Here is a 25248-nt window from a genome sequence, read left to right as displayed (position 1 = left end):
AGAATGAGCGAGAGGCGGGTGGGCGCGAATGGAAAATCAACGATTGCGTGTGGTGGCGTGGAATTGTGCGGGCGGATTTCATCGCAAGGTGACCGCCTTGACCGCGATCGGGGCGGACATTGCCATTCTTTCCGAAGTTCCGAACAACTGTGCTGCGCTCGTCAAGGGCGATGCGTCCGGAGCTTGGATAGGCACCAATCCGGACTACGGCCTTGCAGTGGTCGGAATGAACGGATGGCAGATCGAACGTATCGATCCCATCATCGAAGAACGGCTGTTTCTTCCCGTTAGAGCCGTACGTGGCTCGGAGGAACGCCACCTTGTCGGTGTCTGCGTCAAAAAGGATGAAAATTACGTCGCGCCGACGTTGGGGGCCATGTCCAAACTGTCGAGTTTCATTTCCAAAAACGCGGCAATCCTCGCCGGAGACTTCAACCAATTGGTAAGTTTCGACGCGAGGAGACAGCCGGACGCGAAGTTCGCGCGAGTTCTGGACGTTCTTGATCGGCTTGGCCTGGTCAGCGCGTGGCACGGGCACCATGGGGAGAGATTCGGCGCGGAGAACGCATCCACCTACTTCCATCAATGGAAGCGGGTTCAGGGCTTTCACATCGATTATGTCTTTGTGCCAAACAGCATTGCGGTGTCCTCAGCAGTGCTGGGAAGCTATGACGAGTTTGTCACGACCAGGTTGAGCGATCATGTGCCGCTCACGGTCGATCTTTGCTAATGCAAGCTAGCTCGAGCCCGGCGGTTTGGGATGCGCATGGCACAGCGACCCCACCGCCGCGTCAGATCGCGGCAAGGTAACGGCGGTGGTTGCCGTTGCGGTCATCATCAGGATCGCCCAGGCAGGTAATGCGGTCTCCTTGACGAAGCGGCCGAAAGTGGATCGTCAGGCTTCGGCGGAGGGCGTTTGTGGTCGACGAGCGGGTGCCTGAGGGGTTGCCTTTGCGTCGGTGATCTCCTCAGGATCTCCTCAGGCAGCGTCGGGGAGGACTACGGGGGCGAGGAGGCACGGCCGAAGGTCGCTGAACGGGCGCTGAAGGTGGCGCTCTGGATCGGCTGGACCTTCGGGGGGTTCCGTGACGGTAAATGAGCAGCGGGGACCGGGGTGGGGGCTTGGGGTTAGTCCCCGCTGCTTTGAGCTGCCTTCGCGGGGTGCAGTGGCAGCACAACTAAATAGTGACTGAGCGATGACCCAGACAGCGGAGCCTTGGGCAGCTTGTCAGTCTTACACCGGCTAGTGCCGCCCCCAAGGCCACCCGGGCGGGTGTCTCAAGGGTGCGGCCGGGGACGGACCTTCAAAGATTGCGACTTCCGTACCCCAGCCTGCACACCCGGCCTGACGCGCGTGCCCACCCAATTAACCCCCAGCGTCAAGCGACAGGTCATTAGTAGCCGATATAGGTCGCCCCCGAAATCGGCCGCTTGAGCTAGCTCGGATAGACAATTCGGGTGAGCGGGTTCAACCGGTCAAAAGGAGGGGAGCGGAACATCCCGGCCAAATTTTCTTACGACCCATCGGATAACAGGCCCATGCGTGGCACCCCCATACCCCTTGGTTCCACCGACATGAAGTTGACGTCTGTCCCAGGGACGCTCAGCCGACTGGTAGCACAAGGTCGAATGCGTAGAGATGAACTCGGCCGCCATCTGACGGCGTGACAGCCTGTCACGACTGGAGCCACAGCGCAGATATGTCAGTTCGCGTCGCGGCAAGAAATGGCAAGACCGTCTGCTGACGAATTTTCCGCGGATTGAGGTTCGCTCGAAAAGAATATAGTTCACCTCGCCGAGGGAATCCGAGGCGCGGGCGGAGGCAGCTTCAGGCCGTCCGATTTTTCCAGTGGTTCTCAAATCCTCCGGTGAAATCGACAGCGCTGGGAAAAGTGGCTGCACCGAATGAACGGCGCAGCCACTCCAGTTAAACCTTGCAGTCTGGTGTTACCGGCGCAATGACGCCGAAATCCTTGACGATGTCATAGCCGATGCCATCGGCTGCTGCTTTGCCGACATAGGAATGGCAGAGCGTGTGATTGTTGGTTGCGTCAACCCGGATCTTGCCTTGCGGCGCATCGAATTCGATCGTCGATAGCGCTGCCAGTACATCGTCGTCCTTCAGCGATCCGGCCTTCTCGGCGGCAAGCGCGTAGAGGTGCAGTCCGTTGTAGCCGGCTTCGCCGATGCCGTTGACCATCTTTTCCTGGCCGAACTTATCGCGGAAGCTCGCAATGAACTTCTTGTTGACCGGGTTGTCGAGCGCCATCCAGTAGGGCTGAGGCGCGTAAGTTCCGGCTGCCACGCCGGGCGGAAGCGCATCCTTGTTGAAGACTTCATCCAGCGGGGCGATCAGCGGCTGCTTGATGTCGAAGCTACGATATTGTTTGAGCTGGGTGACTGCGTCGTTGCCGACTACCATGGACCAGACGACGTCGGGCTTCAGCGACTTGATCTTCTGGAACGCGGGGCCAAAATCTGTCGTGCCGAACGGATAGTAGTCGGCGCCTATGATCTTGCCGCCGGCCTTCTCATAGGCCGCCGTGATTGCCTCGGTCATCTTCTGCGGCCAGGCATAATCTGAGGCCATGATGTAGATTGTCTTGCCGAGATTTTCGGCAACCCACGGCATCATCGGGTCGACCTGCTGCATCGGGATCGGGCCGGTAGCGACGAAGTAGCGGTTGCATTCGCCGCCTTCGAAGTTTGTCGGGTAGAAGAACAGCTTCTTGGCCCTCGAGGTCACCGACAGCGTTGCGCTGCGCTCCGGCGATATGATCGTGCCCATGATCACGTCGACCTTATCTTCGTTGAGCAGCTTGCGTGCCTTGTCGATCGAGCCCTTGGTCGTGGTCTGGTTGTCCTCGACAAACAGCTCGACCTGGCGTCCGCCGATGCCGTTAGCGGCGTTGAGATCGTCGGCGGCCAGCTTGTAGCAATTGAGCAGCGTTTCGCCGAGGATCGCCTGCAGCCCGGTGATCGGGATAGACAGTCCGATCTTGACAGTATCGGCCGCGCGCAAGATCGCCGGCGCTCCGACCATGGCGAAGGCCGCTGCGGCGCCGCCCGATTTCAAAACAGTTCGTCTGCTTATCATTGTTGTGTTCCCTTCTATTCCCAGGCGCGCCCCATGCGCGCCTTACAAAGCCAGTAGATCCTTGAGCAGGGTTTCGTCGGCGAACGCCTCCGGCGCGCCCGAATGGACGATCCTGCCCTTCTCCATCACCAGGCATCGATCGGCAGCCTTGAGAACGAGATCGAGATTCTGCTCGACGAGGATGATAGCGATGCCGCGCTCGCGGGCGATGCGCGGCACCAACTCGGCGATAGACTGGACAATATTCGGCTGAATGCCTTCGGAGGGTTCGTCGAGGAGCAGCACCGAAGGGTGGCCGCAAAGCGCGCGGCCGATCGCCAGCATCTGCTGCTGGCCGCCCGAAAGCGTGCCGGCGACCTGCGATTCACGTTCGCGAAGGATCGGAAAATAGTCGAAGACGTCGGCCGGAATGGCTCTGTCGCCACGGCCCCTGGCGGCGCGGGTGCCGACCTCAAGGTTCTGCCGCACGGTCAGCTGGTTGAAAATCCCGCGGCCCTGCGGCACATGCGCGATGCCTGCGCGCGCTCGGCGGAAGGCCGGCGCATGGGTGAGATCCTGGTCACCGAGAACCACCGCCCCGCCCCTGGTCCGCAACGCCCCTGCGATGACACGCAGCAGCGTTGTCTTGCCGGCGCCATTGCGGCCGAGCAGGCCGACTACCTCGCCGGCTGCGACCTTGATGTCGACACCGCTAACCACCGGGAGCACGCCGTAGCCGGCCGAAACTGCCACTGTCCGCAGCATCTTCAGCGCCTCCCCAGATAGACGTCGCGGACCATCTCGTCGGCCTCGATGTCGTGGAAAGGGCCGCTGCGTAACCTTCGGCCCTGGTGCAGCACCAGCGTCTCGCTGTTCAGCGCCCGCACGAAGCGGATGTCGTGTTCGACTGCGACGATCGAAAACTCGCCCTTAAGCCGCAACAGCATTTCGGCCGTCGCCAGCGTCTCCTGAGGCGTCATGCCGGCGGTCGGCTCGTCGAGCAGAAGCAGCCGCGGCTCGATCGCGAGCGCCATCCCGATCTCCAGCCATTGCTTCTGGCCATGCGCGAGCTCACCAGCCAGCGTGGCGGCGCGCTTGCCGAGCGCGACCAGGTCCAGCAACTCACGAACCGGGCGGGCTGGTGAAGACACGCTCCACCGCGCGACGTTCAGATTGTCTTCCACCGATAGGCTGGGAAAGATCGAGGGGATCTGGAATTTGCGGGCGATGCCGAGCCGGGCGATGCGGTGCAATGGCATGCCCGCAATGTCCTGGCCGAGGAAACGCACGCTACCGCTGGTCGGACGAAGCGTGCCGGTCAGCACGTTGAGGAACGTGCTTTTGCCGGCACCGTTCGGTCCGATGATGCAGCAGAGCTCCTTATCGCGAACGGTGAGGTTCAATGCTTCCAGCGCCTGCAGCCCGCCGAAGCGGATGCCAACATTTGCAGCCTGCAGCAGGACATCGCTCATTGCGCGCGCCTCCAGCCTTTGAAAAGGCTCTTCAGCCGCGCGTAGACCGACAGGATGCCATCCGGCAAGACGAAGACGATGATGACGAAGACGCAGCCGAGCAGCAGCGGCCACAGGCTCGGATTGAAGCTGCTGATCGTCTGCTGCGCGCGCTGGATAAAGATGGCGCCGAGCACCGGACCAAGCAGCGTGCCACGCCCGCCGACCGCCACCCAAACGATCACCTCCGTCGACAGAAGCAGGCCGGAAAGATCGGGCGCCACCAACCCTGCCATGCAGACATAGAGGGCGCCGGCCAGCCCGGCGATCGCTGCCGACAGAATGAAGGTGATGAGCAGCCGCAAGGGCGCGTTGTGGCCGAGCGCGGCGGCCCTGGTTTCATTGTCCTGGATGGCGGTCAGCACCGTCCCCCAACGGCCACGGCTCAGCGACCACAGTGCGAACACGGCTACCGCGACGATGGCCGAGACGAAAATATAGGAGGGAAGGTCCTGGCCGAGGTCGACATGCCACCCGGCAACCTCGAACTCGATCGGCGGGATGCCGATCAGGCCGCTGTCGCCGCCGGTTACCGAACTCCAGGAGACAGCCGCTTGCTGGCAGATGACGCCCAGGGCCAGCGTCACGATGGTAAAGTAGCTGCCACGGATGCCGCCGAAGAACAGGAAGTAACCGATGATGGCGGCGACAAGGGCCGCACCAGCAATCGCGCCCAAGACACCGAGTAGGCTGGCGAAGGGGATGGCGTCGTTGAGCGTGACCAGGGCCATGATGTAGCCGCCGATGCCGAAGAAGGCGGCATGCCCGAAACACAGAATGCCGGTGCGGCCCCAGAAGAAGTCGAGGCTCGCAGCAAACAGGCCGAAGATCAGTGCGTCCCGGATCACCGTAAGCTGATAGCCATCGGCGATGAACGGATACAGGATGGCGAGCGCCACGCAGAAGGCGAAGATCAGCAGCCAGTTGCGGTCACGGGCGATCATCGCGACGCTCCGTTAAACAAGCCGTTGGGCCGCAACCGAACGGCTACGATGGCCGCGAGCAGCACGGCCGCCTGTGCCAGCGATGGCGATATCTGGTAGTTCAGGATGCTGGTCAGCCCGCCGACGAAGACGCTGCCGGCGACGAGGCCGCCGATCGAGCCCACACCGCCGACGATGACGACGAAGAAGGCGTTGGCGAGGTAGTTCACCCCCATCTGCGGCAGGACGATCGCCAATGGCGCTACCAGGCCGCCGGCTAGGCCCGCGATGGCGGCGCCGAAGGTGAAGGCGATGGCGTAGGTGCGCCGCGTGTTGATGCCGACGCCCTCGGCCATCTCGCGATTCTGGATGACGGTGCGGATATCGAGCCCGAAGGACGTTCTGCCGATCAGCAGAATGACGCCGAGCAAGGTCAGCATGGCGATGGCGATCAGGATCAGGCGGTAGGCGGGGTAGACGGTGAAGAAGAGGTCGAACGTGCCTTCGATTGGCGGCGTCACCGGTTTGGCGCCGAGACCGAAGGTCAGTTCCATCCCTTGCTGCAGGATCAGGCTGACCCCCCAGGTGGCGAGCACAGTCGAGACCGGCCGCGAATAGAGATGCCGGATGATGGCAAATTCCAGAACGCAACCCACTACCGCGCCGGCGATGGGAGCCAAGGCAAGCCCCAACCAGAAGGAACCGCCTATGCTCTGGACGAAATAGACCACGAAGGCGCCGACGGTGACGAACTCGCCATGCGCCAGATTGGTCACGTTCATCAGGCCGAAGCTGATCGCCAGCCCAAGCCCGACCAGCATCAGGATGCTGATCAGCGTCAGCCCATTGAGGAGCGTGGTGACGACAAAATCCATCGCGTCAGGCCGCGCTGGCGAGGCGTTGGCGCAGACCGGCGAGCAGGGCTTCCGCGGCATCGATCACCGCCGCCTGATGCGGCTGCAAGTCCTGCCCGGCCCATTCGTCGATATGCTCGGACAGCGGATCGATCACCTCGGTGCGGTGATTGGCCAGCGTCTCGATGACGGCATGGCCGCAGAAAGGCACATAGCCTTCCGAATAGCCGCCCTCATGGGTCATCATCAGGCGTCCCTGCGATGTCTCGGCTGCAAGTGCCACCATCCGTGCGGCGAGGCGTCGGAAGCATTCGCTATTGAGCATCATGCGGCCGAGGGGATCGAATCCGGAGGCGTCGAAGCCTGAGGCGACAATGACGAGATCCGGCTTATAGGCTCGCAGTGCGGGGGCTATGACGCGATCGAAGGTCGCTTCATAGGCGCCCGTGCCACTGCCAGCCGGCAACGGGATGTTGATGTTGTAGCCTTCGCCAGCGCCTTTGCCGTTGTCCGCAAGCGCGCCGCGCCCGGTCGGATAAAGATTGTCCTGATGCACGGAAATCGTCAGCACCGAAGGGTCGGAATAAAACACCGTCTCGGTGCCGTTGCCGTGATGCACATCCCAGTCGACAACGGCTGCGCGGCGGAGCAGGCCTTCATGCTGCAGTCGGCGCACGGACACGCCAATATTGGAGAACAGGCAATTGCCCATCGCCTGGTCGGGCTCGGCATGGTGGCCGGGGGGTCGGGCCAGTGCATAGGCGTTGTCGACGCGGCCGGTCAACACGGCGCGCGTGGCGGTATAGGTCGTGCCTGCGGAAAGTAGTGCAATGTCGAAACTGTTGAGGCCGATCGGCGCCTGCGGTCCGGCAAAGCCGGAGCCACGCTCGCTGAGCATTCTGATATCGTCGACGTGGCGTTGCGTGTGCACGCGCAACAGGTCGTCGGTCGAGACCGGTTCTGGAATGATCGGCACCAGATGACGCGACAGGCCGCTGACCTGGATGAGATTGTTCAGCCGACGCTTCGAGCCGGGCGATTCCAGATGCCGGCCGGGTTCCACAAAACGGCCGGGAGGCATCATGTCGGCGCTCGAGCCGGTATCGTGCCACATCAGCTGTTCGTGAAAAACGTAACCCGTCGCCATCAGCAGCGTCCTCCGAAACCAGGTGACGCTAGCAGGCCTGCGATGGAACGGCCCGACCCGAAAGAGGGGGCGGCACCAATCTTCTATGCCCCTCCTTTCGGAGGGGTATGCAGGATTGCGCTGGTTTGTGCGGCGCGCACCGCTTGGACGCGGTTGGTCACCGCCAGCTTGCTGAAAATATTCTTGAGATGCCACTTCACCGTGGTTTCGCTCACCGACATCGCGACAGCGATATCACGATTGGACATGCCTTCGGTCAGGCAGCGCAGCAGTTCGGCCTCGCGCTGGGTAAGCTGATCCTTCTCAGCGGCTGGTGACGTCAGCTTTTGGACCCGCAAAGGCGTCGTCTGGGCGGCATCAATGATGCGCGTGGCATAGGCTGAAAGTGCCGGATCGGTCTTTGCGTGCGCCGCACGCAGCCGCATCAACCCTTCGATAACAGATATTCCCTCATCGACGAACGAACGGATGAACCCAGATGGCTGCGCAAGGCGCAGCGCCTCGAGCAGATAGCGGTCGGCCTCACGTTGATTGTGCCCGGCGTTCTTGGCGCGCAGAATCAGTGCCAGGATATGGCGGCGCCAGCGTCCACTGTCTTTCGTCCGCTGCAACAGCCCATCAAAAATTCGGTCGGCGGTCACATAGGATTTTTCGGCTGCCAGCAGTCTGCCTTCAGCGAAGAAATCGAATTCGTTGGCGACGGTGGGAGCGGTTTCGGCCTGCTTGCCACGATGTTCGCCAAATAGCGCGCGTGCGTCGGCGCCGCGGTTCTGGTCGAGAAGCAGCCTGACACGATCATGCACAAGCACCGAAGCGAGGCGGCGATACACCGAGCCCCGCACGCGTTCATAGACGCGCTCCAGCATATCGAGTGCGGCTTCGGTGCGACCGGTCAGCTGCAGAACGCGAGCATAGGTCGGCACGCTGGCAAGCGGATAGACGATGACCGCCGCGCCCTCGATCAGCGGGCCAAGATTCTCCACGAGTGTCAGCGCTTCGCCCGACGCGTTGGTCTCATAGGCAAGTTCGGCAAGCAGTGTTCCAGCCAGCGCCTCGGCATAGGAATTCGGGCCGATCCGCGCCCTGGCGTCAGCGATTGCGTCGCGCAGTAGCCGCTCGGCCGCAGGCAAGTGGCCGGCCGAGCGTTCGATCACAGCCATGTAGCACTTGGCGATAGTGACGCCGAGGAGGCTGCCGCTTCGCTCGTGCGCCTTGCGCGCTGCATCGATGGCAGCGCGCGCGCCAACAAGGTCGCCCAGCGCATAAAGATTGTAGCCGACGACATTGGCTGTCGCTCCCTCCATGAACCATGCATCCGGCGTGATGATGCGCAAGGCCGCGAGGGCGGCATCGCGCGCTTGTTCGAACTGCTCCAGCGTGCTGTGGACGGCGGCGGTAAGGACGACGAGCTCGGCCTCAATCGTAGTGCCGGTCAACGTGCCGGGATCCTTGCCGTCAGTTGGCCCCGTTTCAACGAGCTTGCGCGCATTGCTGAGCGTCTGTTCGGCTATCTCGGGCTGGCTGCTGTGGACTGCCAGCCAAAGCACGACGAGCTGAAGTCGGATGCGCTGGTTGATTAGTCTCTTGGGCAGCAGTGCCAGCAATTGGCGCACATAGAGAAGCTGGCACTGCGCGATGAGGTTCAGCGCGTGGTTCTCAACGAACACCGCCGCACGGGCCTGGTCGCCGGCCGCCAGCGCATGGCCGATGGCCTCGGTCAGCATCTTGCGTTCGCCGAACCATTCGGCTGCCGCCAGATGCAGCGGTGCGATCATCTCCGGCTCGCGCCGTTCCATTTCGCGGCTAAGGAAGTCGCGGAACAGATGATGGTAGCGGAACCACCGGCGCTCCTCGTCGAGTGGCACCAGGAACAGGTTGCGGGTCTCGATTTCCGTGATCGTTGCCTCGGCATCCGCCGTGCGCATCACTGCCCGGCAGGCCCCGGCGCTAAAGCGTTCGAAGATCGAACTGTAGAGCAGGAACTTCGCGATCGCCGGCGGCAATTCCACGAACACTTCGCCCATCAGGAAATCGGCGACGTTGCGGTTGGCGCCAGTGAAATTGCCGATGGCAGTTTCGACTGCATGCGCCGCGCTGAGCGACAATGAGGCCAGTTGCAAGCCGGCGGCCCATCCTTCGGTTCGGGAACACAATGTCTCCACCATGCCGCTGCTGACGCTGAGGCCGAGCTTCTCGTTGAAGAAGGCTTCTGCTTCAGAGGATGCGAAACGAAGATCGTCAGGTCCGATTTCGAGGACGTCGCCAAGCACCCTGAGTTTGCCGAGTTGCAGGTCGGGCAGGCTACGCGAACCGATAACGAAGGCGACGTTAGTCGGCGCCTGCCGCGTCAGGCGCTCCATGAATCGCTTAACCGTCGGCGTTTCGATGGCGTGGTAGTCGTCGAAGAACAGGGTGATGTCGGCCTCACGTGCCGCAAGGCCCGTCACCAATGCGGCGAGCACGACATCGAGCTGCGGGATCGGACTCGACTGGAAGGCAAGGTCAAGTTCAGCCGGGCTTTGGACTAGGTGGCGCAGCGCTCCAATCAGATGCGACAGGAAGGCGCCCTCATCATTGTCTGTCGCCTCGCAGGAGAGCCACGCGGTCAATCGGCCTAAACGCACCACTTCCGCAGCCCATTGCGCCTTAGTCGTCGATTTGCCAAAGCCTGCGGGCGCGGCGAACAGCACGATCCGCGTATCGATGTGCCGCTTGAGCGCCGACAGGATGGTCGCGCGGCGGACCCACCGGCGGTGATGAGGCGAAGCTGGGGTGTCGGGTTGCGGAGTTGTTCTCATCTAGATCCGCGTAATCTGTCGCTTCTCTGGCAGACGGAAAACGTCTTGCCCGTGCTGCCTGTGCGGGCCACTCCACTCCGCTTCGATCAATGGAATCTGCGGTGCGACATTGCGCGGCAAGGTTCCTTTTAGTCGGGGATCATCGAGGATTTCGAAGCCAGTCGCGAAGGGCACAAATCCGCAGGCGTTATAGAAGTCGATGACGCTGTGATGATCGAAGCTGCTCGTATGGAGCCAGATACGACTGGGATTGAGGCGCCAGGCCAAATCGAGCGCGCCAGCCATCAGCCGCTTTCCGAAGCCTCGGCCAGTCAAAGTGGGGAAAAGGCCGAAATACGTGATCTCGATTTCATTGTGGTCAGCAGCGAAGAACTCGACCATGCCGACATGAGCACCTGTTTCATCGTAGCCGTAGTAGAGGTGCTGGCGCGTGTCGGCGAAATGGGCAGCTATCTCGGCATCCGACATTTCCGAAACCCGGTCCCACAGCCAGGGCCCGCCTATCTCGAGAAAGATCGTCCGATAGGATACGCAGTCGGGCGCCACGATCCGGGTCATGGCTAAGGGTTGAGCGAGGGCAGGTTTTGGGGCGCGCGCCTCCATCCACGTCACCGCGTTGGCGAGCTTGCCCGCAGGCAGGCGATGATACCCAATGGCGAGATCGGTAATTTCGGCCGGCACTGTGTCTTTGATGATCAATGCATTGCTCTTGCTGTCTGCCTGATAGCAGTATCGGCTTGCGGCCACTGATGCCAACACTGCGGATGGGCTGGCAACCGAGGCATTCAGGCCTGGATCGGATTTTTGATTGCGCTGCCTCTTGCATTTCACAGAAATGGAATATGAGATATGATACATCATCCATGCGAAAGTGAAAACTTGATGCTTGAGCGAATTGCAGACGAGGCCATTCTCGGAGCAGTTGACGATGGCTTCGCGCGACAAGTCGCGTTCTTGGCTGACCTCGTGCGCATTCCCTCGCAGCGTGGCGAGGAACACGCCGCACAGTCGTTCATGGCGGCTGCGTATGAAGCCGACGGTTACGAGGTCGACATGTGGCGTGTCGACATCGATGCGATTCGCGACCTGCCTGGTTTTTCACCCGTGGCAGTCTCCTATGACGACGCCTTCAACGTCGTTGCCAAGCACACGCCGCGAAGTGCCACAGGCCGTTCGCTGATCCTCAACGGCCATATCGACGTCGTGCCAACAGGACCTCTGGATCGCTGGGCCCGCAATCCCTACGATCCGACGATCGAGAATGGCTGGATGCATGGCCGCGGCGCTGGCGACATGAAGGCCGGCCTGTCGGCTTGTCTCTACGCTCTGGCTGCATTGCGCAGCCTCGGGTATCAGCCAGCCGCGAAAGTGTTCCTGCAGTCGGTAGTCGAGGAAGAGTGCACCGGCAATGGCGCGCTCGCCTGCCTGCAGCGCGGCTATCGCGCCGATGCCGCCTTCATCCCTGAGCCTTTGGAACCACGTCTGATGCGGGCTCAAGTCGGGCCGATCTGGTTTAGGGTCGAGATCGACGGCGATCCGCAGCACGCTTCCGGCGCCTTCTCTGCCGGCGCCAATGCCATCGAGAAGGCATTCGTGATCATCCAGGCGCTGAAGCAGCTCGAGATCGTCTGGAACGAGCGCAAGGTCGATCACAAGCATTTCTGTGACCATCCCCATCCCATCCGCTTCAATCTGGGCAAGATCGCCGGTGGCGAATGGACGTCGAGCGTTCCGGCGCGCTGCGTGTTCGAAATGCGCGTCGCCGTCTATCCGGGCCAGGAGCTCGAGAAGGCCCGGGCCGAAATCGAGGCCTGTGTCGCCGACGCAGCGCGTCGCGACCCTTTCTTGGCAAACCGCATGCCCAGCATCACCTATAACGGCTTCATGGCCGAGGGCTACATCCTGGAGGGCGCCGAAGACATGGAGGCTGTGCTGCGGCGCAGCCACGCCGCCGTTTGGGGCGACCCGCTCACGGAGTATGTTACCTCGGCAACTACGGATGCGCGGTTCTTTGGCCTCTATGCCGACACGCCCGCGATCGTCTACGGCCCGATCTGCCGTATGCCGCATGGCTATGACGAGGCAGTCGATCTCGATTCAGTGCGCAAGGTTACACAGACCATCGCGCTGTTCATCGCTGACTGGTGTGGTCTTGAGCCCGTCGACCCCGAACAGGTGGCAAAGCCATGAGCAGGGCTGTGCATGATGCATCCGGCGATACACTAGCCGAGAATGCGCCGGATGTTTCGACAGCCGACGCGCTTGCTATCCTGCGGAAGCACTATGATCTGGCTGGCACGGCCCAACCATTACCTGGCGAGCGTGATCACAATTTCCATGTCCGCACTGATGGTGAGGGCGAGTTCGTTCTGAAGATCTCCCACCCGGCAGAGGACGCCGGCTTTACCGACTTCCAGAACAAGGCCCTCGACCACACCCGCCTGGTCGATCCCACCCTGCCGGTTCCCTTTGTGCGGAAAAGCCTGCAGGGCGCGGCGCAATTCGCGGTCTCGGTCGACGGATCTGCGCCGCGCATGATCCGGCTGGTGACCTACCTACCCGGCCAGCTGCTTGCCCGATCGCCGGTTTCGGCGGCGCAGGATCGCAACCTCGGCATATTTCTTGCCCGCCTCGGCCGGGCTCTGCGCGGGTTCTTCCACCCGGCCGCAGGCAGCGATCTGCTCTGGGATATTCGCAAGATCGCCAAGACCCGCCCGATGATGGCGCATATAGCAGACCCCCGCCGACGGGCGATGGTCGAGCGTGTCATCGACGCCTTCGAGGAGCATGCCGCTCCGGTCATTCCGAAGCTGCGTGCGCAGATCGTGCACAACGATATGAACTCCTACAATGTGGTGATGGAGGCTTCGCGGCCGGAGGTCGTGAGCGGCATCCTTGATTTCGGCGACATGATCCATTCGCCGCTGATCTGCGACCTGGCCATCGGCGCTGTCTACCGCTGGCCGGCGGAAGGCCATCCGCTTGCGCCGGCCTCGCGCTTCGTTGCAGGCTATCAATCGGTGCAGCCCCTCGAAGTCGAAGAAATTGGCATTCTATTCCATCTGATCCGTGCGCGGCTTGCTCTGATCGTCAACATCGCCAGCTGGCAGGCAGAGCGGTTCCCGGCCAAACGCGACTATGTCCTGCGCTTAGCCACCGAAGTCTGGACATCGCTCGAACGGCTGGATGAGCTATCGTCCCGCGAGGCCACCCGCTATTTGCTCGACCATTCAAATCCGGAGTAGAACTCGTGTCCCAATCCCCGACATACCCCGCAAACGCCTTCGCCGATGCCGGTCCGACGGCATCCGAAGGCGCACTGCTCGAACGTCGCGCCCGGGTGCTTGGGCCAACCTACCGTGCGTTCTATCGCAACCCGATCCATCTGGTGCGCGGCAGCGGCGTCTGGCTATACGATGCCCAGGGTCGGAAATTCCTGGATGCTTACAACAACGTCGCCTCGGTCGGGCACTGCCACCCGCGCGTCGTCGAGGCACTATCGGGGCAGGCCGCCACACTTAACACGCACACTCGTTACCTGAGCGAGATCATCCTCGACTACGCAGAAAAACTTCTCGGCACCTGCCCACCCCATCTTGGCCACGCCATGTTCACCTGCACCGGCAGCGAGGCCAACGATCTCGCCATTCGGATCGCCCAGCATTCCAGCGGTGGAACCGGGGTGATCATCACCGACTTCGCCTATCACGGCGCGACGATCGCAACGGCGCAGCTGTCACCGGCTGCGGTCGGAGCGAAAGCGGTGCCCGCCCAGCACCGCGCGGTCGCAGCGCCGGACACGTTCCGCGATCATGGCCAGGCAGCGCATAATTTTGCGAAGAATGTCGCGGCTGCCATCGAGGACATGCGCGCGCACGATGTTCGCCCAGCAGCTATGCTTCTCGACTCCGCCTTTTCCAGCGATGGCATCTTCTTTCCAGACGCAGCGGTGATGCGCGAGGCCGCGGACCACATCAGAAAGGCGGGCGGCATCGTCATTGCTGATGAGGTCCAGTCCGGCTTTGGGCGGCTGGGCCAAGGCATGTGGGGCTTCGCCAACTATGGCATCGAGCCTGATGTCGTCACGCTGGGGAAGCCCATCGGTGACGGGCACCCTATGGGAGCTGTGATCGTGCGGCCGCAGCTTGTTGCCTCTTTCGGCTCGAACACGGGGTATTTCAACACGTTCGGGGGCAATCCCGTCGCGGCCGCCGTCGGCATTGCAGTTCTCGAAGTGATCGAAGGCGAGGGGCTGATTGAGAACGCGCGCCTGGTCGGTGGCTATACCGGGGATCTGCTGCGTGCACTGCAGAGCCGGCACGGCATGGTCGCCGACGTCAGACACAACGGGCTCTATTTCGGCGTCGAGTTGACGGCAGGCGGCGACGAGACATTGGCTGCCACCAAGACATCAGCGGTTGTCGAAGCCATGCGCGAAGACGGTGTGCTGATCAGCTCCTGCGGTCCGCGCGGCAATGTTCTCAAAATCAGGCCGCCTTTGCCATTTGCGAGGGACAACGCCGAGCAACTGGCCGAGACGCTCGATCGCGCCCTTTCTCAGTGGTGACCAGGATTCATCGACGGACATGCTGAAGCTCGAACATCAAACCCTGAACGATCGCGCTTACGCTGCGCTCAAGCAGGAGCTTATCTCGGGCAGTTTCAACCCTGGCCAAGTGCTGGTCATCCGCAAGCTGGCCGAGATGTTCGGAATCTCCACGACGCCGATCCGTGAGGCGCTGCAAAGGCTTGTCGCCGAGCGGCTTCTCGAGATGAAGAACAACCGCTCGATCATCGTGCCTGTGCTGTCTTCTTCCGCATTCGAGGAACTGACGCGCATTCGCATCGCTGTTGAGGGGCTGGCCGGCGAAATGGCTGCGACCAGGATAACCGCAAGGGGGCTGGCCGACATACGCGCCGCGCTTCAAGGAATGCAGCAAGCCGTCGAGACCGGCGACGCTCGAACCTACCTGGCGCTGAACGAGTCCTTCCATTTTGCCATCTATCGGCAAGCCGGCGCACCGATCTTGCTGAACATGATCAGCGACCTGTGGGGCAGGGTGGGGCCTTATCTCAAACTTCTAATGGAAGCCGACCGCTATATTCCGCGGTCGAACGATGCCCACTGCAAGATTGTCGCCGCTTTGGAGGAAGGTAATGGTCCTGCTGTTCGGGTTTCTATAGCGGACGATATCAGCGTGGCTGCTGCGGTGCTTGTCAGTGTGCTGCCCGAGACGGAGTGACCGTCTGCTTGTCGTTTTTTGCTCATTCTGTCGCCCGTCACAACGTTACAAACTGTCTTGTAAAGCATTGATTTCATTAGCGTAACTCAGAGTTCAATCCTCCTCGCAGCACCAGTTTCCAAGGCTTTCTAGAAAGGTTCTATGCCGCACTGGTGCAGCTGCGCGGGCGCGCAAGGATGCGCAAAGGGGCCACATCGACTGCCGCCAGGGCGGTGTCTGCCGCTTGTGGCGAAGGTTTTGCCAATCGCGCGTTTGCACCTATGCTTCGATATCGGCCGCCAGTGCTGCGGATGCAGCCGACAGTGAGAGGGTACGTGCTCTTGCCCGTCCAGGAGAGAGCCGTGTCCCTTCCTCGCAATCATGTGTTGAAAGCCCTCTCGCCAGAGGATTTCGCGCTGCTGATGCCGTCGATGCATCATGTCGAACTGAACCTCAAAGCCCAGCTCGAGATCCCCTATCAGCCGATCGAGCATGTGTATTTTCCAGAGGTGGGCATCGCCTCGGTGGTCGCCAGCATGACTGGAGGGCGGCAGAGTGAAGTCGGGATCATTGGCTTTGATGGCATGACGGGCATTGCCGTCATTCTCGGCCAGGACAGCTCTCCCAATGAAACCTATGTCCAGGTCGCAGGCAATGGCTGGTGCCTGCCGGTTGAGAATCTTCGGTCTGAGGCGGCAAGGAGCCAGTCGCTTCGCGCATCGCTGCTTCGCTATGCCCATGACTTCCTTGTCCAGTCGTCCCGGACGGCACTGGTCAACGGCCATTCCAAGATCGAGGAACGGCTGGCTCGCTGGTTGCTGATGGTCCACGACCGGACCGAAGGAAACACGATCCGGCTGACGCATGAATTTCTGGCGACCATGCTCGGCGCTCGGCGCCCCGGGGTCACCACCGCCCTGCAAATGCTTGAATATCGGGGGCTGGTTCATGCCGGGCGCGGCGAGATCACCATCGTCGACCGTGCTGGAATGATAAAGCTCACGCATGGTGCCTATGGCGACGAGGAGCAACGTCACTTCGGCTAATGCATGCCTCGCAAGAGCATGCCCTCGGGGCCTGATCCAGCCTTGGACCAGCCCGCGGCCCGACTCGAGGGTGTGCAGCGGGTTTTTGGATAGCGACAGGCATGCAGGCCGAAGCGCGTCGCCCGGTCAAAGGCCACGCGCCTTAGCCTCCGACCGATTGTTCGAAATCAGACATAAGCTTGAAGGCCGCCGCATATTAGACGAAAGTCGTATGCAGGGAGGAACTGTTGATGAGCAACACTTTTCACACAATCTCAGTTGAAGGCGCGGCTGAGGCCTATGTCCTTTCCAGAGGCAAGGCCCGGTATCTCTCGATCGCACAGGCGATCCGCGCCATTCGAACACTCATGCCGGCCTGCAAGGCCACCAATCATGAGTTGGAGGAGATGCTGGCGGCGGCATGCGTGGTGCACGGCGTGCCCGTCGCGTTCGACGCCAAAACAGCCGATGTCCCAGAACCACGGCTGCATTCTTAGGCCGGAAATGTCCGCACCGTTGCAGAAGCCAAATTCCCTGGATGTTCGGCAAGCGATTGTCGGCTATCTGATCGATCATGTCGACAATCCGAGCGTCTCGATCCTCGAAGTGACCATCGCCGTGAGGGAGATGTTTCCACTTTGCGACCTCACGGATTGGCAAATTGGCGATCTCATTGCGCGAAGCGCCATCGACGCGGGATTTGTCATCGATTTCGATGCACCCTCTGGGTAGCAGTACCGCGCGTTACGGTTGCGCAGTCGCCCCGCCCCTCACGGCGGAACCGGGCCGAAAGCGCATATGGTCCGGGACGATGGCGCCGCAGGATTCTGCTATAATCCCGTATGGCCGCTCGCATAGTGGTTATCCTGGCGCTGCTTTCCGCCTTCGCCTACGGCTTCGCAAAACTCGTGGAACGTTATGGCGACGCTGGCGACAAGCCCTCTCCGTGTGAAAAATGGCCACAGGCTGATTGTCCAGTCCCAAACGCGCCGCCTCAAAAAGAAACCAGCCCTTGAGCGGGTGTTCGCGGGCGCCGCCAAACATCAGCGTTGATAGGGCCCTGGCAGCCGGTTCGCGCACAGCCGGTGGAACAAGAATTGCTCCGCATCGTTGAGATAACCATGCAACCCGCCGCGGCAGCAATCAAGCACCGCAGCTGAAGGTTGCTTGGAGGCTATTATGGGAAAGCAACTTACATTGGCTGCGGCAGGCGTCCTTCTGCTCGTCGGTGTCGGCGCCGCCGCCGCTCAGGACGTCATTATTCAACCCGAGCAGGACGTTGTGATCCGGGAATACGTGAAAAAGAAACCGGTGGCATCACTCAGCCTTCCTGGCGTGGAACTCAACATCGGCACAGCTTTGCCCGAAACAGTCGAGCTTTACGAGGTGCCGGACGTTCAGTACCGCTACGTCGTCATCGAGGGCCGAACTGTCCTGGTCGATCCAGGTACCCGCAAGATTGTGAAGGTCTACGACTGACGTGACCCTCGCGCTGAAGCCCGTCATGCCGAAAGGCGCGGCGGGCTGGCGCCTTTGTTGATGCCGACTTCCCTCACCACCTTGACCTCCACCGTCATGCCGAGAAAGCTCGACGCGCTTCCGCAGTAGCTTCCTGAAAGCGGGATGGCTTGCCCGGGATGCCTGGCCACAGCCACCCTGATCAGGTCCCGGTTGCCGACAATGCCGTTGGTGGGATCGAACTCGACCCAACCCGCGCCAGGCAGATAGACCTGGCACCAGGCATGCGTCGACCCGCCGCCGACGACAGAACCGCTGTCGCGGTTCGGCACATAGACATAGCCGGTCACAAAACGGGCGGCAAAACCGAGCGAACGAACCGCTTCCATCATGAACAGCGCAAAGTCCCGGCATGTGCCTCGACGCAGGTGCAAGGTCATAAGAGGCGGTTGCGTCCCTGATTCGGTTCGACGCGAATAAACAAAGCTCTCGTGTATGGCGTAGCAAAGCGTCATTAGCAATTTGCCGGTCCCGGTGCGCCCTTTGGCACTGACGAACTGTCGTGCCCATTTGCCGATCTCGTCGCCGTCATCGAGGTGATGGCGCTCGATGGTTTGGGTGAGGTCGGTTGCCTCGTCGGGATCGTAGGAAAATGGGTAGCTGAGTGCTGCGTCGTCGATACGAAAATCAGGCGCATGCTGCGGCGTATGATCGAGCCGGATGTCTGTCACGAAACGCAGTTCGTCGCCCGCGCCGCTGAAATCGATGACCGCAACGCAGTTTCCGAAAACGTCGTGGATCCAGCCAATCTCTTTCGGCTCGGGGTCGACAAACAGGGCGTGATCCAGAAGTCGCTGATCGAAACTGTCGCGCGGCCTGAACATCAGCCGGTGCTCGCCGAACGTCACCGGCTGCGTGTAGCGATAGACGGTCGTGTGCTTGACTGAAAAGATCGGCATTGGCTTGCGTCGACCACGTGCGTATCAGCGCCATCATATAATCTTTTTGGATGTGCAGCGGACAAAATGGGGCTGCCCGTCAATACGGCGTATCAGGCGGATTGATGAACAGGCCAGCACGGCTGGCGCCGAAGTGATAGGCATGCTGGCCCGCTGCTCCCGTTCCGTTGGGAGCATGGCCGCGATAAAAGCAGCGGACGTTCGCCCCAGGGCTTTTGCAATCTCCAATTGGTATACTCTCTCAAGACCGGGGAAGTTAATCCTTGCGCCGCGGAGGGGCCAAGGCGAGGAACGTCGCAAACGGGAGGAAGCAATGAATGAAGACTACGAACTGGCCATAGACCACGACGAGCCTTACGAAATAACTGCTTTCGCTAAAAAGCACGGCCTGACGACAAGAGCTGCCGAACTGATCCTTTTCGCCTATAGCCCGTCGCGAGCGGCGTGCGATACTGCCGCAACGGCTTTCCTCACCGCCGTCGCCGTGCAGGCCAAGAGACAATCGGCGCGCTAGCTCCGAAAATCCGGGAGCGACGGCTGGCGCAGATCAGCTCGCCGCCGTCGCATGCACCTCATTTCCGAGCGTGAGTTCGGATGATGCCGAGGCTGCGCCGATCGACGGCGCAGCCTTGATATTCTTGATATTGAAGACTCAGGTGAGGCTTCTGGACCAGTCATCCACCTGGCGCTCTGCCTCTTCCTTGGCGATTCCGTAGCGCTCCTGGATACGGCCTGCGAGTTGGTCACGATTGCCCTCGATGCGGTCAAGGTCGTCGTCGGTGAGGTCACCCCATTGCTCCTTGGCCCTACCCTTGAACTGCATCCATTTTCCCTTGATTTGATCCCAGTTCATGAATTCCTCCTTTGCTTCTCAAAGGGAAATGCAAACGGACAGCACACGTTCCCGACGGCCGACCGCCATGACGATTATTTATTGAGACGATTATTATTGGCGACGCAGCAAAAGCCGCCGGCTGAAACCAGCGGGCGAATTCGAGCAGGCGATCCGCGTCTTGAAATCACACTCGACGGCAAGCTTCCTCAGCCGGATCAGGTGGCGCGCGCCAAGGCGATCGATATGACGTTGTCTGTATCCGCGTCCGGTAGATCGAACAGCATCGGGAGTTGGCGGGTCATGGCCATTTCAACGATCAACTCTTCAATGGAAGCTGTCGGCAAGTCGGTCTCGACACTATTCGAGATCATCGCGGCAAGCTTGTGGACTGGCACTGGTGCCGACTTCGCACGGTCGTCGAGCAGCCTGCTGATCTCGATGACAACGTCTGCGTCAATGCTCTTTGGCAATTCACGCATGGCTTTTTCCTCCCTGCCCATATTGTTCTCCCCGCCCGCATCATGCGCGTGCCAGAGGACTGAGTCTCGAAAAATCGACGTCTGGATTAGACCAAAGGCGTGCTTCGGTCTGATTGCTGTGGCCGTGCGTCCCGGCTGCGGCGAAAAGGCGCTTTAGTGTCGAATGCGGCAACGAAATCGCCTGTGTCGCGTTGGCCAATCATACATCGTGAGCAAACGCGACAAAGGAGAGTAAAACATGGCAGCCGACGCGGCGAAGCTCTATCCTCGCCACCGGGATCGGATTTCTGGCAGCGAGGATTATGTGGTGAGGCATTTTGCCCGGCAGAACGGCATCACCCCGGCGCAAGTTCATCAGTTGATCAGGAGATATGGCAGCGACCGCGCCAAGCTGGTGGCTGCGGCGAAGGAACTTCGCGCGTCGCTGCGACCGGATAACCCCAAAGCCATGCTCGCCTCAGGGCGCCGCGGCGGGCGTTTTAGCGCCGGTGTTGATGGAGGTAGTGGCTTGGGGAGGCAGTGAGCCGCCGGCTGAAAAAAACCAGACTTCGTTCTCAGACGTTTCGATGCTGGCCGCCGCCGGCTTCTGTTCGCGATTTGCTTGCTTCAATGGTCGCCTCCAGATCGGACCGGCTGCCATGTCGAACCGAGTAGGCTCGTGTGAATTCGGCGCCCAGCAGAAAGATCTCGGAGGAATAAAAGACCCACAGCAGCACGACGAGCAGTGCACCGGCTGCGCCATATGACGATGCGACGGCGCTGGTCCCGATATACCAGCCGATCAGCGACTTGCCGATGGTGAAGAGAAGCGCCGTTACGACGGCGCCAACGCCGACGTCGCGCCATTGCAGCGTGCGGTCGGGCAGGACCTTGTAGATTGCCGCAAACAGCAGCGCGATCAGCGCAAACGAAACGATCGCGTTGATAGCGCTGAGGATGAGGGTGCCAAACGGCAGATATGCGTTGATAATATCTGCAAGCGCCGATATTGCCGCGCTTGCGACCAGCGACACCAGCAGCAGAAAGCCAAGTGCTGCGACGAGACCCAGGCTGGCAGCTCGGGCCCGCACCAGACGTGAAATCGAGGTGCCGCCCGGCTTGACTTTCCAGATCTCGTTGAGGGCAAGCTGCATTTCGCCGAACACGCCGGATGCGGTAACCAACAGCGTGACGAGCCCCAGTATGCTGGCAAGAGTCCCCGCTTCCTTGTTTGATGCGTTCTCGATCGCCGCCTGCAGGAGCTCGGCGCTCTGCGGACCCATCAGGCCCGCCATCTGGGCCGAAAGCGCCAGCCGTGCCGCATCGTTTCCGAAGGCCATGCCTGCGATGGCGACGACGATGAGCAGGATCGGCGCGAGCGAGGTTGTGGCATAGAACGCCATCGCTGCCCCGTGGCTCAAGGCATTGTCATTGATGAAGCCGAGGACGCTCTCCTTTAGCAGTATCCAGGCCTCTTTCGCCACATCCCACATGTTTGCCTCACCTGCTTGTCAAGCAGATAGGGGCAGTACCGGGGCGGACCAGAGCGTGGCAGCTGGCAAACCCAGGAGATTGGCCGAAACACCCCTCCACTTCGTCATCCCAGGGTCTGCGCCGCGTCGCTCCGCTCCTTGCTTGCCCTGGGATGACGAAGGCGTGGCAGAGCAATCAGCTGACGGATCTTGGCTTGTTCGGCGCGACCTGTCCCGCGGCTCTTTTTGCGAAACCCTCCTGCGTCGGAAAGGCCGCGAATGCCGCGATGGCCAGAAAGATCGGGATTCCCAATTCGAAGATTTCCTCGAACACTGTCGAGGTATCGATCCGAGCGAGATGGATGCCGAGAAAGGTGAGATTTGACGGCGCCCCGTCGATGGCCTTCGAAAGGACGGCGCAACCGATGGCGGCGGCAATGGCAACGGCAGTCGCCTCGCCGTGGCGAAGCCCGTGCACAAAGCTGGGCAGGCCGCCTTTGAGGAGACGATAGAAGGCGACGGCGAGCGCGATGACCACCGTCGCGCCGATTAGCTTTTCCCACAGCGGCACGTCAGGCGAGATATAGAGGGTGGTCTTGGTGATGTTGTGGGTGGTGAAATGCGCATGGAAGTCCAATTCGCGCAGGCACATCGCGATCGCGATGGCGACAAGGTACCAGCGCTTGAGCAACTCCCGATAGGACATTTCCCGCACAAGCGTCGCCACGACGATCAGATAGGCGGCGGCCGAGAAGACTTCGATGGGACCGCCCTCGCTGAGGTAGAATTTCAGTAAGTCTTCGGGAAGAAAGGCGAGCGGCAGAGCGATGAGAAAGACGAGCACCAGCAGCGCAAGGCCCATTTGTTTGAAATAGCGGCCTTTGCTGTAACCGGTCTTTCTTTCGCTCCATGCCATATCTGTCTCGCCCATCTGCCTTGTGCCGCTTCTCTATTAATCGTGTTAATCGTGATTTCACTCATTTTGAAAGACTGTGCCGTTGTCAAGTTCGTAGTGCCCGGCCGCCTGCCGGCGCTGTGACGGCATGACTGCGTAAGCGTGACAGCCTGTCGGGGCAAGTGCCGTGTTTGTCCAGACGTATCTTTGCTGCCATTGGCGAGACGACCGGTTCGCTCACGCCACCGACCAGCCGCCATCGACCAGTAAATTCGCGCCGGTGATCATCGACGCGGCGGGCGAGGCGAGGAACACCACGGTTCCCGCGACATCGATAGGATCACCGATGCGGCCGAGCGGGATGTGGCCGAGCACATGGGCATGAAAGTCTGGATCGGCGAGCGAGGGCCGTGTTCCGTCGGTCCAGATGAAGGTCGGCGCGACGCTGTTGACGGTGATCTTGTGCTGCGCCCATTCGGCCGCGAGGCAGCGGGTGAGGTGGTTTATTGCCGCCTTGGTCATGCAGTAGATCGCTTCGCCCTTCAGCGTCACCGTGCCGGCCTGAGAACTGATGTTGACGATGCGCCCGGATTTCTGCTCGATCATCAGCCGTCCGACCGCCTGGGTGGTGAAGAACGTGCCTTTGAGGTTGACGTTCACGGTGAGGTCGAAATCGGCTTCCGTCACGTTCTCCGCGAGGTTTTCAGGCCCGAGCCCGACATTGTTGACCAGAACGTCGATGCGGTCGAAGGCGGCGTGGGCGTCGGCGACAGCCTTTCGCACCGTCGCCAGATCGGTGAGATCCATCTGTACCGCCAGTGCGCGCCGGCCGATGCGCTCAATTTCGGCGGTAATATCCGCGCCGTCGGCAGCGCTGCGAACGCCAACGATTATGTCCGCGCCGGAGCCGGCGCAGGCGAGCGCACAAGCGCGCCCGATGCCGCGCGAGGCGCCGGTGACCAGCACCACCTTGTCAGCCAGATCGAATTTCGGCGTGAACTCGTTTGTCATCTCAACCTCCCGTGAAAATCCGTCGGGACGCGCCCCGTCAGGACGGTCTCTTCATCGCTCGACACTTCTGGGGTGGAAGACTATCCGCTCGTGGTGTGAAAGCCAGCCACAAGAAATTATCGGCGGCGGCCGGTTTCGTTGGCAAAAGGCTGCCATTCCCTGCTATTCCCCGTTCAAACTAAAAGCAGTGGACTTGCGCATGACCAATGTCGCCTTGACCGGGCTTGCCCGCGATCTCGCCAAGCGTGCCGCGGAAGGCCGACCGGTGCGCATCGGCGTCATCGGCTCCGGCGAGATGGGCACCGACCTGGTGACGCAAGGCATGCTGATGCCGGGCATTTCGGTGTGCGCGATCTCGACCCGCCGCCCGCACACCGCGCGTGATGCCATCCGCATCGCCTATGGCGATGAGGCGATGGCGCGCGAGGCCTATACGCCGTCGAAGCTCAGCGAGGCGATCGAAAGCGGAAAAATAGCCATCACCTCGAACGAGATGCTGGTCACCAATCCGCTGATCGACGTCGTCATCGACGCCACCGGCAAGCCCGGCGTCGCCGCCGATTTCGACCTGATGGCGATGCAGCACGGCAAGCATCTGGTGATGATGAATGTCGAGGCCGACGTCACCATCGGCTGTTACCTGAAGCAGCAGGCCGATCGGCTCGGCGTCGTCTATTCGGTCGGCGCCGGCGACGAGCCGTCGAGCTGCATGGAACTGATCGAGTTCGCCTCCGCGCTCGGCTACACCATCGTCTGCGCCGGCAAGGGCAAGAACAACCCGCTCAACCATGACGCCGTCCCTGACGATTATCGCGCGGAAGCGCTGCGCCGCAACATGAACCCGCGGATGCTGGTCGAATTCGTCGACGGCTCGAAGACCATGGTCGAGATGTGCGCCATCGCCAACGCCACCGGGCTGGTGCCCGACATTGCCGGCATGCACGGCCCCAGGGCCGACCGCGATGAACTGGCCAGGGTGCTCATCCCGCGCACCGACGGCGGCATCCTGTCGAGGAAGGGCGTCGTCGACTACACCATCGGCAAAGGCGTGGCGCCCGGCGTGTTCGTCATCGTCGAGGCGACGCATCCGCGCATCATCGAGCGCATGGACGATCTGCATATCGGCCATGGACCCTATTACAGCTTCTTCCGGCCCTATCATCTGACCTCGCTGGAAGTGCCGCTCACCGCCGCGCGCATCGCGCTCTATGGCAAGCCGGACATGGTGCCGTTGCCGAGGCCGGTTGCCGAGGTCTGCGCCGTGGCCAAGCGCGATCTGGCGGCGGGAGAGACATTCGACGCGATCGGCGAGACCTGCTACCGCTCCTGGACGATGACTGTCGAAGAGGCCCGCGCCAACCGCGCCGTGCCGGTCGGCCTGCTCGAAGGCGGCAAGGTGCTGAAACCGGTCAGCAAGGGCGAGCTGCTGACATCGGCCAATGCCGCGCCCGACCCGACGACCAGGCTGTTCGCCTTGCGCCGGCTGCAGGACGAGATGCTGTACGGGGCGGGGTAGTGCGCAGAATTTTGATGCCGGCGGGACAGCGCCCCCCTCTGTCCTGCCGGACATCTCCCCCACTTGGGGGGAGATCGGCAGCTTCGCG

At 61.3% G+C, this 25248-nt stretch carries 26 protein-coding genes; 12 read left to right on the top strand and 14 right to left on the bottom strand.

Features of this window, described 5'->3' with window-relative positions; translation table 11 throughout:
- Nucleotides 1–28: 28 nt before the first annotated feature.
- Nucleotides 29–730, top strand: coding sequence for an endonuclease/exonuclease/phosphatase family protein (locus JG739_RS28415; RefSeq protein ID WP_202364409.1), 702 nt, complete (start codon nucleotides 29–31; stop codon nucleotides 728–730).
- A gap of 1197 nt (nucleotides 731–1927) precedes the next feature.
- On the opposite strand, the gene JG739_RS28410 is transcribed toward JG739_RS28415, so the two are convergent.
- The 8 genes from JG739_RS28410 to JG739_RS28375 all read right to left on the bottom strand — a co-directional run bounded on the left by JG739_RS28410 (nucleotide 1928) and on the right by JG739_RS28375 (nucleotide 11254).
- A complete protein-coding gene (locus tag JG739_RS28410; protein WP_202364408.1) occupies nucleotides 1928–3097 on the bottom strand; it encodes a substrate-binding protein in 1170 nt (389 codons plus the stop codon).
- A gap of 42 nt (nucleotides 3098–3139) precedes the next feature.
- A complete protein-coding gene (locus JG739_RS28405) occupies nucleotides 3140–3841 on the bottom strand; it encodes an ABC transporter ATP-binding protein (RefSeq protein ID WP_202364407.1) in 702 nt (233 codons plus the stop codon).
- A 2-nt stretch (nucleotides 3842–3843) separates the two neighbouring features.
- A complete protein-coding gene (locus JG739_RS28400) occupies nucleotides 3844–4548 on the bottom strand; it encodes an ATP-binding cassette domain-containing protein (RefSeq protein WP_202364406.1) in 705 nt (234 codons plus the stop codon).
- Entirely contained in the window at nucleotides 4545–5531 is a 987-nt protein-coding gene (locus tag JG739_RS28395; RefSeq protein WP_202364405.1) for a branched-chain amino acid ABC transporter permease, read from the bottom strand. The genes JG739_RS28400 and JG739_RS28395 overlap by 4 nt, the downstream gene beginning before the upstream one ends.
- Complete coding sequence (gene urtB, locus JG739_RS28390; RefSeq protein ID WP_244749607.1) at nucleotides 5528–6445, bottom strand: urea ABC transporter permease subunit UrtB; 918 nt, start codon at nucleotides 6443–6445, stop codon at nucleotides 5528–5530. Before urtB ends, JG739_RS28395 begins: the two co-directional genes overlap by 4 nt.
- Complete coding sequence (locus JG739_RS28385) at nucleotides 6390–7511, bottom strand: class II histone deacetylase (protein WP_202364404.1); 1122 nt, start codon at nucleotides 7509–7511, stop codon at nucleotides 6390–6392. The genes urtB and JG739_RS28385 overlap by 56 nt, the downstream gene beginning before the upstream one ends.
- Nucleotides 7512–7594: 83 nt before the next feature.
- On the bottom strand, nucleotides 7595–10309 hold the full coding sequence (locus tag JG739_RS28380; protein WP_202364403.1) for a LuxR C-terminal-related transcriptional regulator: 2715 nt from the start codon (nucleotides 10307–10309) through the stop codon (nucleotides 7595–7597).
- Nucleotides 10310–11254: a GNAT family N-acetyltransferase gene (locus JG739_RS28375; RefSeq protein WP_244749606.1), complete on the bottom strand. Its 945-nt coding sequence runs from the start codon at nucleotides 11252–11254 to the stop codon at nucleotides 10310–10312.
- On the opposite strand from JG739_RS28375, the gene JG739_RS28370 reads away from it, so the two are divergent.
- The 8 genes from JG739_RS28370 (at nucleotide 11192) to JG739_RS28335 (ending at nucleotide 18035) form a co-directional block, all read left to right on the top strand.
- Nucleotides 11192–12499, top strand: coding sequence for an ArgE/DapE family deacylase (locus JG739_RS28370; RefSeq protein ID WP_202364402.1), 1308 nt, complete (start codon nucleotides 11192–11194; stop codon nucleotides 12497–12499). The two genes, JG739_RS28375 and JG739_RS28370, sit on opposite strands and share 63 nt — an antisense overlap.
- Nucleotides 12496–13554 carry a phosphotransferase gene (locus tag JG739_RS28365; protein WP_202364401.1) on the top strand — a complete coding sequence of 353 codons (1059 nt, stop codon included), beginning with the start codon at nucleotides 12496–12498 and terminating at the stop codon, nucleotides 13552–13554. The genes JG739_RS28370 and JG739_RS28365 overlap by 4 nt, the downstream gene beginning before the upstream one ends.
- A gap of 5 nt (nucleotides 13555–13559) precedes the next feature.
- Nucleotides 13560–14876, top strand: a complete 1317-nt coding sequence (locus JG739_RS28360; RefSeq protein WP_202364400.1) for an aspartate aminotransferase family protein — start codon at nucleotides 13560–13562, stop codon at nucleotides 14874–14876.
- A gap of 19 nt (nucleotides 14877–14895) precedes the next feature.
- A complete protein-coding gene (locus JG739_RS28355) occupies nucleotides 14896–15552 on the top strand; it encodes a GntR family transcriptional regulator (protein ID WP_202364399.1) in 657 nt (218 codons plus the stop codon).
- 341 nt (nucleotides 15553–15893) lie between these two features.
- A complete protein-coding gene (locus JG739_RS28350; protein ID WP_244749605.1) occupies nucleotides 15894–16577 on the top strand; it encodes a Crp/Fnr family transcriptional regulator in 684 nt (227 codons plus the stop codon).
- A gap of 230 nt (nucleotides 16578–16807) precedes the next feature.
- Nucleotides 16808–17053, top strand: coding sequence for a hypothetical protein (locus tag JG739_RS28345; RefSeq protein ID WP_202364398.1), 246 nt, complete (start codon nucleotides 16808–16810; stop codon nucleotides 17051–17053).
- A 7-nt stretch (nucleotides 17054–17060) separates the two neighbouring features.
- Entirely contained in the window at nucleotides 17061–17288 is a 228-nt protein-coding gene (locus tag JG739_RS28340) for a hypothetical protein (protein WP_202364397.1), read from the top strand.
- A 447-nt stretch (nucleotides 17289–17735) separates the two neighbouring features.
- The gene (locus JG739_RS28335) at nucleotides 17736–18035 is read left to right on the top strand and encodes a DUF1236 domain-containing protein (protein WP_202364396.1); all 300 of its coding nucleotides are present in this window, start codon (nucleotides 17736–17738) and stop codon (nucleotides 18033–18035) included.
- Nucleotides 18036–18058: 23 nt separating this feature from the next.
- Here the strand turns inward: JG739_RS28335 and JG739_RS28330 are convergent, their stop codons facing one another.
- Nucleotides 18059–18973 carry a transglutaminase family protein gene (locus JG739_RS28330; protein WP_202364395.1) on the bottom strand — a complete coding sequence of 305 codons (915 nt, stop codon included), beginning with the start codon at nucleotides 18971–18973 and terminating at the stop codon, nucleotides 18059–18061.
- A 313-nt stretch (nucleotides 18974–19286) separates the two neighbouring features.
- Here JG739_RS28330 and JG739_RS28325 point away from each other — a divergent pair, with 313 nt between their 5' ends.
- A complete protein-coding gene (locus JG739_RS28325) occupies nucleotides 19287–19487 on the top strand; it encodes a hypothetical protein (protein ID WP_202364394.1) in 201 nt (66 codons plus the stop codon).
- A 138-nt stretch (nucleotides 19488–19625) separates the two neighbouring features.
- Here the strand turns inward: JG739_RS28325 and JG739_RS28320 are convergent, their stop codons facing one another.
- Together JG739_RS28320 and JG739_RS28315 are read right to left on the bottom strand one after the other, a co-directional pair.
- The gene (locus JG739_RS28320) at nucleotides 19626–19826 is read right to left on the bottom strand and encodes a CsbD family protein (RefSeq protein WP_091595138.1); all 201 of its coding nucleotides are present in this window, start codon (nucleotides 19824–19826) and stop codon (nucleotides 19626–19628) included.
- Between the two features lie 197 nt (nucleotides 19827–20023).
- The gene (locus JG739_RS28315; protein ID WP_244749604.1) at nucleotides 20024–20308 is read right to left on the bottom strand and encodes a hypothetical protein; all 285 of its coding nucleotides are present in this window, start codon (nucleotides 20306–20308) and stop codon (nucleotides 20024–20026) included.
- A gap of 217 nt (nucleotides 20309–20525) precedes the next feature.
- On the opposite strand from JG739_RS28315, the gene JG739_RS28310 reads away from it, so the two are divergent.
- On the top strand, nucleotides 20526–20810 hold the full coding sequence (locus JG739_RS28310) for a DUF3606 domain-containing protein (protein ID WP_202364393.1): 285 nt from the start codon (nucleotides 20526–20528) through the stop codon (nucleotides 20808–20810).
- Nucleotides 20811–20841: 31 nt separating this feature from the next.
- Here JG739_RS28310 and JG739_RS28305 read toward each other — a convergent pair whose 3' ends face one another.
- The 3 genes from JG739_RS28305 to JG739_RS28295 all read right to left on the bottom strand — a co-directional run bounded on the left by JG739_RS28305 (nucleotide 20842) and on the right by JG739_RS28295 (nucleotide 23644).
- Complete coding sequence (locus JG739_RS28305) at nucleotides 20842–21759, bottom strand: YihY/virulence factor BrkB family protein (RefSeq protein ID WP_202364392.1); 918 nt, start codon at nucleotides 21757–21759, stop codon at nucleotides 20842–20844.
- Between the two features lie 175 nt (nucleotides 21760–21934).
- Nucleotides 21935–22654, bottom strand: coding sequence for a hypothetical protein (locus tag JG739_RS28300; protein ID WP_202364391.1), 720 nt, complete (start codon nucleotides 22652–22654; stop codon nucleotides 21935–21937).
- 216 nt (nucleotides 22655–22870) lie between these two features.
- Nucleotides 22871–23644, bottom strand: a complete 774-nt coding sequence (locus JG739_RS28295) for an SDR family NAD(P)-dependent oxidoreductase (protein WP_202364390.1) — start codon at nucleotides 23642–23644, stop codon at nucleotides 22871–22873.
- Between the two features lie 199 nt (nucleotides 23645–23843).
- Between JG739_RS28295 and JG739_RS28290 the strand changes: the two genes are divergently transcribed.
- The gene (locus JG739_RS28290) at nucleotides 23844–25160 is read left to right on the top strand and encodes an NAD(P)H-dependent oxidoreductase (RefSeq protein ID WP_202364389.1); all 1317 of its coding nucleotides are present in this window, start codon (nucleotides 23844–23846) and stop codon (nucleotides 25158–25160) included.
- The last annotated feature ends 88 nt before the right edge of the window (nucleotides 25161–25248 follow it).

This window comes from Mesorhizobium sp. L-2-11, from assembly GCF_016756595.1.
In the GTDB taxonomy this organism is placed as follows: domain Bacteria; phylum Pseudomonadota; class Alphaproteobacteria; order Rhizobiales; family Rhizobiaceae; genus Mesorhizobium.
This window is presented reverse-complemented; position numbering and strand designations above follow the sequence as displayed.

Bases quoted from the DNA above. Each gene is read 5' to 3' on its own strand.
- JG739_RS28310 (WP_202364393.1), top strand. From the start codon at position 20,526: ATGGCAGCCGACGCGGCGAAGCTCTATCCTCGCCACCGGGATCGGATT.
- JG739_RS28315 (WP_244749604.1), bottom strand. From the start codon at position 20,308: ATGGGCAGGGAGGAAAAAGCCATGCGTGAATTGCCAAAGAGCATTGAC.
- JG739_RS28300 (WP_202364391.1), bottom strand. From the start codon at position 22,654: ATGGCATGGAGCGAAAGAAAGACCGGTTACAGCAAAGGCCGCTATTTC.
- JG739_RS28345 (WP_202364398.1), top strand. From the start codon at position 16,808: ATGAGCAACACTTTTCACACAATCTCAGTTGAAGGCGCGGCTGAGGCC.
- JG739_RS28305 (WP_202364392.1), bottom strand. From the start codon at position 21,759: ATGTGGGATGTGGCGAAAGAGGCCTGGATACTGCTAAAGGAGAGCGTC.
- JG739_RS28400 (WP_202364406.1), bottom strand. From the start codon at position 4,548: ATGAGCGATGTCCTGCTGCAGGCTGCAAATGTTGGCATCCGCTTCGGC.
- JG739_RS28295 (WP_202364390.1), bottom strand. From the start codon at position 23,644: ATGACAAACGAGTTCACGCCGAAATTCGATCTGGCTGACAAGGTGGTG.
- JG739_RS28355 (WP_202364399.1), top strand. From the start codon at position 14,896: ATGCTGAAGCTCGAACATCAAACCCTGAACGATCGCGCTTACGCTGCG.
- JG739_RS28290 (WP_202364389.1), top strand. From the start codon at position 23,844: ATGACCAATGTCGCCTTGACCGGGCTTGCCCGCGATCTCGCCAAGCGT.
- JG739_RS28330 (WP_202364395.1), bottom strand. From the start codon at position 18,973: ATGCCGATCTTTTCAGTCAAGCACACGACCGTCTATCGCTACACGCAG.
- urtB (WP_244749607.1), bottom strand. From the start codon at position 6,445: ATGCCGCGGAAGCCCTGCTCGCCGGTCTGCGCCAACGCCTCGCCAGCG.
- JG739_RS28370 (WP_202364402.1), top strand. From the start codon at position 11,192: ATGCTTGAGCGAATTGCAGACGAGGCCATTCTCGGAGCAGTTGACGAT.
- JG739_RS28405 (WP_202364407.1), bottom strand. From the start codon at position 3,841: ATGCTGCGGACAGTGGCAGTTTCGGCCGGCTACGGCGTGCTCCCGGTG.
- JG739_RS28340 (WP_202364397.1), top strand. From the start codon at position 17,061: ATGTCCGCACCGTTGCAGAAGCCAAATTCCCTGGATGTTCGGCAAGCG.
- JG739_RS28335 (WP_202364396.1), top strand. From the start codon at position 17,736: ATGGGAAAGCAACTTACATTGGCTGCGGCAGGCGTCCTTCTGCTCGTC.
- JG739_RS28325 (WP_202364394.1), top strand. From the start codon at position 19,287: ATGAATGAAGACTACGAACTGGCCATAGACCACGACGAGCCTTACGAA.
- JG739_RS28410 (WP_202364408.1), bottom strand. From the start codon at position 3,097: ATGATAAGCAGACGAACTGTTTTGAAATCGGGCGGCGCCGCAGCGGCC.
- JG739_RS28380 (WP_202364403.1), bottom strand. From the start codon at position 10,309: ATGAGAACAACTCCGCAACCCGACACCCCAGCTTCGCCTCATCACCGC.
- JG739_RS28365 (WP_202364401.1), top strand. From the start codon at position 12,496: ATGAGCAGGGCTGTGCATGATGCATCCGGCGATACACTAGCCGAGAAT.
- JG739_RS28385 (WP_202364404.1), bottom strand. From the start codon at position 7,511: ATGGCGACGGGTTACGTTTTTCACGAACAGCTGATGTGGCACGATACC.
- JG739_RS28320 (WP_091595138.1), bottom strand. From the start codon at position 19,826: ATGAACTGGGATCAAATCAAGGGAAAATGGATGCAGTTCAAGGGTAGG.
- JG739_RS28415 (WP_202364409.1), top strand. From the start codon at position 29: ATGGAAAATCAACGATTGCGTGTGGTGGCGTGGAATTGTGCGGGCGGA.
- JG739_RS28395 (WP_202364405.1), bottom strand. From the start codon at position 5,531: ATGATCGCCCGTGACCGCAACTGGCTGCTGATCTTCGCCTTCTGCGTG.